Source organism: Rhodopirellula europaea 6C, from assembly GCF_000338295.1.
Taxonomy (GTDB): domain Bacteria; phylum Planctomycetota; class Planctomycetia; order Pirellulales; family Pirellulaceae; genus Rhodopirellula; species Rhodopirellula europaea.
This window is the reverse complement of the sequence record NZ_ANMO01000273.1, coordinates 25,539-34,605: the sequence shown is the minus strand read 5'-3', so window position 1 is coordinate 34,605 and position 9,067 is coordinate 25,539. Positions and strand designations below refer to the sequence as shown.

General features: G+C 55.4%; 8 protein-coding genes. 4 read left to right on the top strand and 4 right to left on the bottom strand.

Annotated elements, in window-relative coordinates:
* Window positions 1-788: aminotransferase class V-fold PLP-dependent enzyme (locus RE6C_RS29385; protein WP_039963869.1), on the top strand; the 788-nt coding region annotated here is incomplete at its 5' end.
* Between the two features lie 26 nt (window positions 789-814).
* On the opposite strand, the gene RE6C_RS29380 is transcribed toward RE6C_RS29385, so the two are convergent.
* Complete coding sequence (locus RE6C_RS29380; RefSeq protein WP_008662685.1) at window positions 815-2,101, bottom strand: acyltransferase family protein; 1,287 nt, start codon at window positions 2,099-2,101, stop codon at window positions 815-817.
* Window positions 2,102-2,269: 168 nt separating this feature from the next.
* Here RE6C_RS29380 and mutM point away from each other — a divergent pair, with 168 nt between their 5' ends.
* Entirely contained in the window at window positions 2,270-3,172 is a 903-nt protein-coding gene (gene mutM, locus RE6C_RS29375; RefSeq protein ID WP_008662682.1) for a bifunctional DNA-formamidopyrimidine glycosylase/DNA-(apurinic or apyrimidinic site) lyase, read from the top strand.
* Between the two features lie 42 nt (window positions 3,173-3,214).
* Here the strand turns inward: mutM and RE6C_RS29370 are convergent, their stop codons facing one another.
* From RE6C_RS29370 to RE6C_RS29360, 3 genes are all read right to left on the bottom strand, one after another.
* Complete coding sequence (locus RE6C_RS29370; protein WP_008662681.1) at window positions 3,215-4,504, bottom strand: 6-phosphofructokinase; 1,290 nt, start codon at window positions 4,502-4,504, stop codon at window positions 3,215-3,217.
* 256 nt (window positions 4,505-4,760) lie between these two features.
* The gene (locus RE6C_RS29365; protein WP_008662680.1) at window positions 4,761-5,657 is read right to left on the bottom strand and encodes a lysophospholipid acyltransferase family protein; all 897 of its coding nucleotides are present in this window, start codon (window positions 5,655-5,657) and stop codon (window positions 4,761-4,763) included.
* 56 nt (window positions 5,658-5,713) lie between these two features.
* Window positions 5,714-6,625 carry a hypothetical protein gene (locus RE6C_RS29360; RefSeq protein ID WP_008662679.1) on the bottom strand — a complete coding sequence of 304 codons (912 nt, stop codon included), beginning with the start codon at window positions 6,623-6,625 and terminating at the stop codon, window positions 5,714-5,716.
* A gap of 283 nt (window positions 6,626-6,908) precedes the next feature.
* Between RE6C_RS29360 and RE6C_RS29355 the strand changes: the two genes are divergently transcribed.
* Together RE6C_RS29355 and RE6C_RS29350 are read left to right on the top strand one after the other, a co-directional pair.
* Entirely contained in the window at window positions 6,909-7,478 is a 570-nt protein-coding gene (locus RE6C_RS29355) for a carbon storage regulator (RefSeq protein ID WP_008662677.1), read from the top strand.
* A 126-nt stretch (window positions 7,479-7,604) separates the two neighbouring features.
* The gene (locus RE6C_RS29350) at window positions 7,605-9,062 is read left to right on the top strand and encodes a sigma-54-dependent transcriptional regulator (protein WP_008662675.1); all 1,458 of its coding nucleotides are present in this window, start codon (window positions 7,605-7,607) and stop codon (window positions 9,060-9,062) included.
* The last annotated feature ends 5 nt before the right edge of the window (window positions 9,063-9,067 follow it).

Genomic DNA, 9,067 nt, shown 5'->3' with positions numbered 1-9,067 from the left:
TTCCGATTCAAAGCCCGGACGAAATCGTCCGGGCGATCGAACACAGCATCTCGCCCAAGACCACTTGGATGCTGATCGATCATGTGACCAGCCCCACCGGGATCGTCCTACCAGTCGCCGAGCTAATCGAACTGGCTCACTCCAACAACATTCGCGTGATGGTCGATGGAGCCCACGCGCCCGGCATGTTGCCATTGAACCTCAACGAGCTGAAGCCTGACTACTACACCGCCAATCATCACAAATGGTGGTGCGGCCCCAAGGTATCCGGGTTCCTTTACGTCGACGAAAAGTCGCAAGGCGAAGTCCTGCCATCGATCATCAGCCACGGCGCAAACACGGAAGGCTATGGCCCGAGTAAGTTCCAATGCCAATTCAATTGGCCGGGCACCTTTGATCCTTCCCCCTTGCTGGCCCTGCCAACCGCGATCGACTTTCTAGCTAGCTTGTATCCGACCGACGATCCCAATCGATTGGCCGGGTTGATGAGACACAACCATGACCTGGCGGTTGCAGGTCGGCGTGTGATTCTCGACAAACTCAAACTACCCGAGCCCGCACCAGAATCGATGCTGGGCAGCCTCGCCACGATTCCGATCCCGGCGTGGACCAATCACACCTCAGCACAGATCCAAGCCGTGCGAACCGCCCTACGAACAGAACATCGGTTTGAGCTTCCCGTGTTTCGTTTCAATACAGCAAACGTCTGTCTGCGAATCTCGGCACAAACCTACAACTCACTGGATCAGTACGAACGTTTGGCCGACGCTGTCACCAAACTTTCGTGAGATCTGGCAACTCAGATCGCGAGTACTTATCCCGCCAATCGTCGTTCGGATACCGCGTCTTCTGACGTGGTGGGCATTGCCAAGATGGATGGTGCGTCTTGGTCGCGTTGTGAAGCGATGGTCGATTTCCGTCGTGCCATCACGCCTCGAAACACGAAATGAATTCCCACCGGCACCGAAACCGCAATGATCGTCCCAAGTGACATCTTTAGTAACGGAGACGCCGAAGGCATGCCATGCTTTGCGGCGACATGGAACAACACCAAAACCGGATGATGCAGCAAATAAATTGCAAAGGAATCGGTTGCCAATCGCTGGGTGACGGGACCGATTTTATTCACCCGATAGCACGCGATTCCAATCAGCGACAATGAAAGACCGGTGGCACTTGCGACGGTCAACAAAGCCAGCGACACCCAGGTGGCTCCACTGATCACAACGGGAAACGCCGACGCGTATTGAACGTTTTCAGACGGCGTATGGTTGAGCACCCATATCCCGAGCACCGTTGTCGCAATGCACAACAAAGCACTGGGACAAACCGCTCGACCGGCAACTTGCTTCAACCAACTCAAATCCGCATCCGCACGAGCGATCAACACTCCCATTGCGAAAGCGCAACCGCTGTACAGCCACTTGGCGGGAACTGGCAGAAATGCATGTTGAAATCCCCAAACGACCTCGGGGTAAAAGCACAGCACCACGGTGGCAACTGAAAAAGTCAGCGGCATCCCGACACGGAACACAGTCTTTGGATCGATTCGCTGCGACCAATTCCAGGCCCAAGCAAGAACCGCGATGTAGAGGATCAGGTACTGAAGGAACCAAAGATGAGACAAACCCCAAAGGTGCTCATCTTGGCCGTCGGCAAACTTCAAGGTTCGCATCTGACGAGGCGTGATCACACCGTCGGCCAACCAGCCCAATAGCCAGGCGTAAAGGTCGACGGGAATCAGAAACACGACTGCCAAAACCAGAGGGCAACCCAACCGGCGAGTCCGAGACTTGAGAGTCGCCAGCGGTCCTCGCGATGTCATGCTGCGAACGGCCAGGATTCCGGCCATCACCAAAAAGATTGGCATGATGACAATCTCGATGGACCACATCAGCGACGTCAGGGCTGAATGAGGCGTATCGGTTGTCGCCCAGGTCAGACCGGGAATATCCGGATTGGAGTAGGGCACGCATGCGTGGAGCATGACAACGCCAACGGCGGCCCACGCCCGCACGGCATCCAGGCCGAGCAGGTTGGTATTCTGGGGAGCCGATCCGGCGGAATCCGCTTGATTCAGACGAAGGTGAGTCGCACGCATGTCCTTTCAATACCGGATCCACATTCGCGAACGCCAGACGAGTCGGCTCGAAACCTGCCCGTGCAACTTGGCGTGAAACTCAACCATCGCCCCAATCGCGACCGAACTCAAACGAACCGGCGAGGGTACAAAAAGCAAAACAACTGAAAACCTTCCAAAGGAATCCACATGCCGGAGTTGCCGGAAGTCGAAACGATGTGCCGCGGGATCTCGTCAATCGTCGGTTGCGAGATCGAGCGAGTCGAACTTCCACCGTGTCACTGCCGACCGATCACGATGGAACCGTCGGCTGCCCACCTGAACCGTCGCCTTCAAGGTCGCCGGGTCACATCCATTCAGCGACGTGGCAAACGCGTGATGCTTTGCTTTGACGATCAATCGCGCCTCGTCATCGAACCCCGGATGACCGGATTGGTGCTATTGGCCGACCCACCCGATCCGGACCACTTGCGACTACGCATTCAGTTTCGTTCACCGTCCAATCAATCAACAACCCGATCTCGTGAAATCCCAACCGAAATGTTGGTTTGGGATCGCCGCGGTCTGGGAACGATCCGCTGGATGACCGAAAGCGACTACCTCGAAAAGGTTGATTCACGCTTGGGCCCCGATGCGATGTGCATCACCGAAGAGCAACTGCGAGGAAACCTGGCCAATTCAAAACGCCCAATCAAAGTCGCGTTGTTAGATCAATCCGTCGTTGCCGGGATTGGCAACCTGTACGCAGCCGAGATTTTGTTCTTAGCTGGCGTCGACCCACGCACACGATGCGACCGACTGACCAAACCGCAATGGGAACGCATTCATCCCGCCATCACGTTGGTGCTGCAAGACGCCATCAACCACGAAGGCAGCACGCTGAGCGACGGGACTTACCGAAACGCTCTGAACGATCCGGGTAACTACCAAAACATGCATCGCGTTTATGATCGCGAAAACTTGGCGTGCCCACGATGCGTGGACGGGGTGATCCGGCGGATTGTTCAAGCTCAACGGGCGACGTTCTTTTGTCCGGGATGTCAACGCAAAAGCGGTCGGCACCCCAGCGTCTCGAATCAAACCGCAACGTGACCGAACACATTGCGATTGGACTATTTTCCAGTCAGACAACGATCAGTTGTCGACGCAGGTTTCCAAGAACCGTGCCAAACGGTGGAAGTCCGAATTCTGCTCGATGAAGCGAACTTTGGTGACCAAGGTTTGCGGGTCAACCAATTCTTCAAACGGCACAAAGTGCAGATCAAACTGCCCCGATACTGAAACCATGACGCCGTTGAGCTTCTCTTCCACGAGTGCCCGGTAAGCACCGACGCCAAGTTGAGATCCCAGCATGACGTCGTAAGCGTGAGGTGGTGCACAACGAGATTCGTAACCCATTTGCAATCCGTTCACCTTGCGAGTCCGGCCGGTGCGTTCGTTGTAACGAGCCGCCAACAAACGAGACATGACGGCGGAGAGGTTCACCAACGAGATGTTGATGTGACCGTGGTCGTCACGGGTAACACCTTCGAGATACTTCGCTGGCAGGTACTCGGCCATGCCTTCGGCGATCACGATGGTTCCGTATTGGCGTCCTTCGCGTTCGCGAGCCAGCATCATGTCGACCATCCGATCGATCACTCGATCCATCGCCATGATCTTGCGAGTCTCGCCGGTTTCTTGGTTGACGACTTCTTCGTCCGCCAGTGCACCGGTGATGTCTTCAACACTGAGCACCATGCTGGCTTCACCGGCAATTGCGGCACCGTATGCCAACCAGCCCGCGCTGCGGCCCATGGCTTCGCACAAGAAGTACGCTCGTCCGGCGGCGGCATCGTAGTTGAGGTTGCGAATTTCTTCGGCCAACGTTTCAACCGCGGTGAAGAATCCGAATGTGAAATCAATGCCCGAGTAATCGTTGTCGATTGTTTTTGGCAAGTGAACAACCGGGAAACGTCGAGCGTCGCCGGGCAGGTTGTCCTGGAACATTTTGAGTTTATTCGCGGTCTTCAGCGTGTCGTCGCCACCGATCGAAATCAACGCGTCGACTTCCAGCGAACACAATCCTTCGTAGACACGACGAAGCGGCGCGACCAACTCGGGGTCTTTCAGGTGTTCTGGGTTGCTGACGTGTTTGCCGGGGTTGGTCCGAGCCGTTCCGATCATGATCCCACGGCTGCTGCGAGCGTGGGTCAGCGAATCGTGCGTGAACCGGATGTAATCGTTGCCTTCTTGCAAAGGACCGGCTGCGGTGTATTCCGCCAAACGGCTGTAACCGTGCTTGATGCCAAAGACCTGAGCACCCTCTTCCAGGAATGAAAACGCGGCGGTACTGATGACCGCATTGGCGGCTGGAGCGGGTCCGCCAGCGAACAAAATCGCGACGCGTTTGATATCCAAATTGTGATGAGCGAGCTCAGCCACGATGACACTGCCTGGTGAAGAGGAATTTCCGAAGACAATCGCGTTGCGATTGAGAGCCCAGATTCTAAGCATCCGCCCCGTTTCGCCAAGACGCCTGCCAATTGGCAAGACGATTTGAAGCCGCGAGAGCCGCCTATCTGAAATCAGTGGACAAAAGCCACATTCGCCGAAGCAATCGCTCCGTTTTCAGCACGGAAATCTGTAGAACACGACTTCAAAGAGAGCGTGTTCGGTCAGCCGAGCAAAGATGCGAGGACTACGCAGCTTGTCGTTTGAGCGAGACGGAATCGGCTGCAACAGCAACGCCGGTTGGCTTCACTCCGGGAACCAGCAAGTCCTGCCCCCCGGCGGATTGGACGATGCCATCTGATTGAGTGGTCGCTTCGTCCGATGACTGCTCTCGCTTGTCGCGTCGCTTCCCCGAACTTTTGCGGCACTGCTGATCGCAAATGGCGGCTTCTTCCGGATCCATGCGATGTTCCATGACTCGCAAAGATTCCGCCACCTTCGCTCGCAGATCGTCGATCGACTCGCCGGGAGTCGGAAAGATCGGGTCACCAAACATCGCATCCACCAAGGTGAACGGCAGTAGAATTTGCATCCGGTCCCAAGCTTTCGACATGATCCAACGTCGTCGAGGAATCAGAACCACTGGGATGATTGGGACATCCGCTTTCATCGCGACCATGGCGATGCCTTTTTGCGCCACGCCACGAGGGCCTCGGGGACCATCGACCGCGATCACACTTGGATTTCCATCCTTCACATGGCGAATCATTTTGGTCAGTGCCGTGGCACCACCTTTTTCGCCCACGCCGCTGCTGCCGCGAATCGGCACGCAACCGTTGCCGCGCAGTAGTGGCATCAAGAGATCACCATCTCGCGACCGAGAAACCATTGCTCCCACGCGAGGAGCTGACAATGACAATGCGGCCAATTGATGAGCATGCAGAATCGCCAAAGCGTACTGCTTGCCTGTCCGCTGCACCACGCGTTCACGTTGGTCGTTGCGAACACGTATGCGAAACGTGAGTCGAAACAACTTGAACGTCACAGCAATGCCTGCTCCGATCACTGGATTCACGAGGGTTGGGACTTTCATCGAGGTTGAAGGAAAAACAACAAGACGCGAAACAACCAATGGAAACGCCACCGCCAAAGAGGTTTTCTTCAGTGGCGAACGTTGCCAGCGATCACGACGCTAGCAACTCAGTCAGAGAACTCGCTCCAGTTCACTTGTGTGTAAACGACTCGGTAGCCCTGGACCTGATCGATTTGACGCTCTGCATCATCATCAAGACCTTCAGACCAATCCGATTCAATGTTCAGGTTTGCCTTCACTACCGGTTCCCCATCAGCCCCGTTCCGGTTAATCGACAGCTTCGTTTTCACGCCAATCAAAGATTGCTTCCAAAGCTCGTCGTTCAATCGCATGCGACCAAATGGTGGCAATCCTCGAGGTCGAGCAATGTTGAGACGACATGCCCAATCGACCAACTGTGCATTGGCAATCGCCATCGCGGGCGAAGGAGGAACAACGCCTTCGACTTCGTAACGCACGCCCGGGTAAGTCATCTCATACCGTTGAGGCCCTATCAATCTCACTTGCGCGTTCATGCCCAATCGCTCACGACGCATTGAATCAGTGACGGACGCGTCCGCACGAGCGGTCAAGCGAGTCAGCTCATCCATGGAAACCGAGCATCGTGTTTTGGTTTTCTGATCCAACAACACAATCATGGACTGATTCAGATCAAACACGGTCAGAAACCGAGGATCTGATTCCGACACGCTGTAGATCACGCCATCCGCAAAGATGTTTTTGTGAACCGTGTTCGGTTTTCGCTCGCCCGCGAAATAGATTCTGGTTGTCAGCGTGAAGTCGGGCGTATTGGTCTTGGCTGTCTTTTCACCCAGACGATTCGCCAGCCGAAACTCTTGAGCGAACACCGAACCGCAATTCAGCATCAACAAGAACGCGGCGAATATCACCGCGAAACAGTTTGCCAAAACTGCCAGCGTTATCGCACGCGGCAACGTTTGCCGATCGAACATCGGCAGTTGAGCGTTACGGGCGGAAAGAGAAAGCATCGCGGGACCCATCCAATTCAATTTGGGCATCGAATTCGTGCCTAGGAGAGGAATAGTCGACCGCTGCGGGGGGCGTCCAGACCGGTTTGTAATTCTTGACGTTGTCTTGTAACAGCTTCTAGTCAATTTTGCACAGCGCCGAACCACCGGACCCGAACCAAACACGTAAAACACCTGCAGCAAATCACTTACGACCAAACCACGGAGTTTCCACGAGCGTTTGGCACTGCCATTGCATTAGTCCCCAATCACAATCGCGGGTCACAACGGCCCACTTCTCAAACGACTCTCTTCTGGGGCAAAGGAAACTGCCATGTTGGTTCTCACTCGAAAAATCGACGAACAAATCGTTATCGGCGACAACATCAAGATCACCGTCATCAAGGTTCGCAACAACCAAGTTCGGATCGGCATCTCCGCTCCTCGCGACGTCCGCGTCCTGCGAGGTGAACTGGAACCGAAAGAAGCCGAGGCAACCCAATCGGACGACACGCAAATGATTGTCGACTTGGAATTGGACGACGAATCGACCCAAGCACTTCTGAAAACCACCGAAGAAATCGAAACCAGCTACCGGCCCACCACCGCGAAGAAGCCAGCTCAATCGCCTGCCTCGATCGCTAACCGCCCTCAACCTTCGGCTGTCGAACGAACGACTCCGACCGCATCCGCAGCGATTAATGCATCAGCCAACCGTGTGGGGCACATGTTGCCATCGGGAAACACATCCAACCGCATGACCGCTGCAATCGATGCGACCGATACCGTTTCACAAAACGATGCCAGTCCCGAACTGCGTGTCTACAGCGGAAAAGTCAGTCGTCGAACCGGCGAAGGATCACTGAAACGCAGTCCTTTGGCCAATTACTTCACCGCTCCCTGAATTTGCACCGGGCCGAACGCCCCGCATGCAGCCCCAAAGCAACACGTGTTCTTTTTTGCCTCATCATCAAACATGACCTAGGAAAAGGAGTAGTCCTTACGAAACACCCTGCTTCGGAATCGCACCATGATGCCCGCTGCTTCGATCCTACTAGTCGACGACGACCATCACTTGGCAACCTCGCTAGGTGAGTGGCTCGCCGAAGAAGGATTCGAAACCCATCTCGCCGGCACGCTCGAGGACGCACGCCAACAGCTCAGGCAACATGCGTTCGAATTGGTGATCACCGATTTGCGTTTGGGTGGTGAAGATGGAATGACGTTGGTATCGGACGTTAAGAAACACCATTCCGACACGCCGGTGTTGGTGATGACCGGATATGCCACGCCCAATACCGCGGTGGAAGCCGTCCGCGCCGGGGCAGTGGATCTGCTGACCAAACCGGTCATCGACGACGAATTGTTGCTCGCCATCGATCGAGCGATGAACCAACGCAAGATCGAAGCCGAAAACGAAACTCTGCGTCGACAACTTGATCAACGCAGTGGTCTCGAAAACATTCTCAGTCATGACTACCGAATGATGAAAATCTTCGATGTCATCGACAGTGTCGCGGATGCCAAAGCATCGATCTTGATCACCGGAGAAAACGGTACCGGTAAAAGCATGATCGCACGTGCGATCCACAACCGATGCGCTCGCCGGAGTGGCCCGTTTATCGAAGTCGCTTGCGGTGCTCTCCCAGACACATTGCTCGAAAGTGAACTGTTCGGTCACGTCGCCGGAGCCTACACCGGTGCCAACACCGACCGTCGCGGCAAATTCGAACTGGCTGACGGCGGAACCTTGTTCCTCGACGAAATCGCGACGGCGACTCCCGCCATGCAGGTCAAACTTCTTCGCGTCCTGCAGGAACTCCAGTTTGAACCGCTCGGCGGCATGGAGACTCGCAGCGTCGACACCCGAGTCATCTTGGCAACCAACGAAAACCTGGACAAAGCGGTCGCGGATGGATCGTTTCGTCAAGATTTGTATTACCGAATCAACGTCGTGAACATCGTTTTGCCATCGCTTCGCGAGCGAACCGGTGACATTCCACTGCTCGTCGATCACTTCCTTCGTGAAGCCGCAGAAACCGCCGGCCGCGACATTGACGGATTTGATCGCGAGGCAATGAAATGCCTACAGTCATACGCCTGGCCCGGTAACGTTCGACAACTGGAAAACGTGGTCGAACGTGCCGTCTTGCTCGCCACCGATCGTGTGCTTACCAAAGACGACTTGCCGCCGGACGTGCTCGGCACATCCGCCAACCAGCACGCATCCATCGGCAGCGTCGGACATTCGCCGGGAGTGACCGCATCGAGCGGCCCGTCGTCATTCAATCCCGCTATCCTTGATGGTTGCAGCCTGCGGGAAGCTCTCGAAGGTCCGGAACGCGAAATCATTCTGCACTCGCTCCGCCGGCACAATTGGAACCGAGCCGCCACCGCCGACGAGCTTGAAATCAATCGCACAACGCTCTACAAGAAAATGAAACGCTTGGGTCTCGATGACCCGCGTCTTCAATACGCCAACCATTGATCTCC

Coding starts and splice junctions, on each gene's coding strand:
- RE6C_RS29355 (WP_008662677.1), top strand. CDS start 6,909: ATGTTGGTTCTCACTCGAAAAATCGACGAACAAATCGTTATCGGCGAC.
- mutM (WP_008662682.1), top strand. CDS start 2,270: ATGCCGGAGTTGCCGGAAGTCGAAACGATGTGCCGCGGGATCTCGTCA.
- RE6C_RS29380 (WP_008662685.1), bottom strand. CDS start 2,101: ATGCGTGCGACTCACCTTCGTCTGAATCAAGCGGATTCCGCCGGATCG.
- RE6C_RS29360 (WP_008662679.1), bottom strand. CDS start 6,625: ATGCCCAAATTGAATTGGATGGGTCCCGCGATGCTTTCTCTTTCCGCC.
- RE6C_RS29350 (WP_008662675.1), top strand. CDS start 7,605: ATGATGCCCGCTGCTTCGATCCTACTAGTCGACGACGACCATCACTTG.